1 protein-coding gene is annotated in these 1,795 nt (G+C 45.1%); it reads left to right on the top strand.

Translation table 11 applies throughout. From position 1 onward, the window contains the following. The first annotated feature begins 277 nt into the window (after nt 1–277). The gene (locus ACFI6L_RS20185) at nt 278–1,684 is read left to right on the top strand and encodes an alanine/glycine:cation symporter family protein (RefSeq protein WP_014949007.1); all 1,407 of its coding nucleotides are present in this window, start codon (nt 278–280) and stop codon (nt 1,682–1,684) included. The last annotated feature ends 111 nt before the right edge of the window (nt 1,685–1,795 follow it).

Genomic DNA, 1,795 nt, shown 5'->3' with positions numbered 1-1,795 from the left:
ACTCTCGTTTTGTTCAGCAAATGTGTTCTTCTCCCCCATGAATGAATAAATTTGCTATATGCGAGCATAAAACGTCATAGTTTCAGTACGTTTTCATTGTCCAATCATTTAATTGTCGTGCTAGTATTGGTTTTTTATCGATATAGCTCGGCTTATTCCAAGGTTTAGCAAATATAAGTTTGCTTAAGCCGAAGCGTTTGTTCTGACAACGCACCTGTCATGTTCAGTTCATTTCTACACGCCGAGCAATAATTAAAACAATAACGAAGGAAAGTGCGTGATAAACGAATTCGTTTCATTAGTTAACAATATTCTTTGGGGAGACGGTCAGGTACTTATCATTATGCTGCTTGCATGTGGTATCTGGTTTACCGTTAAACTTGGCGGTGTGCAGCTTAGGCACTTCGGCCATATGTTCAGCCTACTAAAGGGCAGTAACACTTCTACTAAGGATGGGATCAGTTCATTCCAAGCTTTATGTACCAGCTTATCGGCTCGCGTAGGCACGGGTAACTTAGCTGGCGTCGCGGTTGCTATATCTCTAGGTGGTGCTGGCGCTATTTTTTGGATGTGGATGATTGCCCTTTTAGGTATGGCCACTGGCTTTGCCGAAAGTGTACTAGGTCAGCTATACAAGGTCCGTGACGAAAACGGCGAGTTCCGTGGCGGTCCCGCTTATTATATCAAGCAGGGTTTGAACAAAACCTGGCTTGCAGTCGCATTTTCTCTATGTTTGTTCTTTGGCTACGGCTTTGTCTTTAGCGCCGTTCAAGCCAATACTATTACCGATGCATTAAACAATGCGTACTCTTTCCCCACAGAATATGTAGGCCTAGCCATTATTGCACTGGCAGCCTTAATCGTCGTGGGAGGCCTTAAAAGCATTGCGCGCTTTGCCGAGTTTGTGGTGCCATTTATGGGAATAGGCTACGTGCTTGTAGCTTTGGCTATTACCTTCATTAATATTTCCGAACTGCCAGCCATGCTGCTCGATATCGTTAAATCGGCATTTGGCTTGCAGGAAGCTGGCGCTGGTGCACTCGGTGCGGCCATTAAAAATGGTATTCAGCGCGGGCTTTATTCAAACGAAGCAGGCAGCGGCTCTGTACCGCACGCTGCGGCGAGTGCTGTGCCAAACCCTAATCACCCCGTATCACAGGGTTACATTCAGATGCTAGGCGTTTTCTTAGATACACTCGTGCTATGTACGTCTACTGCCTTCATCATTTTACTTGCTGGCGGTTCAAGCTCTGATCAAATGGAAGGCATACGCCTAACCCAAGATGCGATGAGCAGTCACCTAGGCGAAGGCGGTACTGACTTTGTGGCAGCCGCCATCAGCTTATTTGCATTCACATCTGTAGTAGCAAACTACGCTTATGGCGAAAGTAACCTGCACATGTTCAAGCTAGATAACAAAATAGGCCGTGCAGTTTACACTATTGGTTATTTAGGCATGATTTATTGGGGCGCACAGGCGGCACTACCTCAGGTATGGGCCATGGCCGATATGGCGTTGGGCCTAATGACGGTGATAAACATCATTGCTATTGTATGGATGACCCCTACCATTGTGTCTATCAGCAAAGACTACTTTAAGAAAAAAGACAGTGGCGCAAACATGGAATACAAAGCGGGCGACTGTGAAATACAGGGTAAGTCAGAAGATGGCATTTGGGATTAAGTCCGGCTTTTACTAGGTGAGTGTTTTAAAATTAGGTGTTATCACGCTAACGTTAACTAATTAAGATTAAAGTAAGTTTTGACAAAAGAAAGGCTAACCTCGGGTTAGCCT

The organism is Alteromonas sp. G4i35 (genome assembly GCF_054960375.1).
Note: the sequence above shows the minus strand (reverse complement) of the source record. Positions and strands in the feature narration are given on the sequence as shown.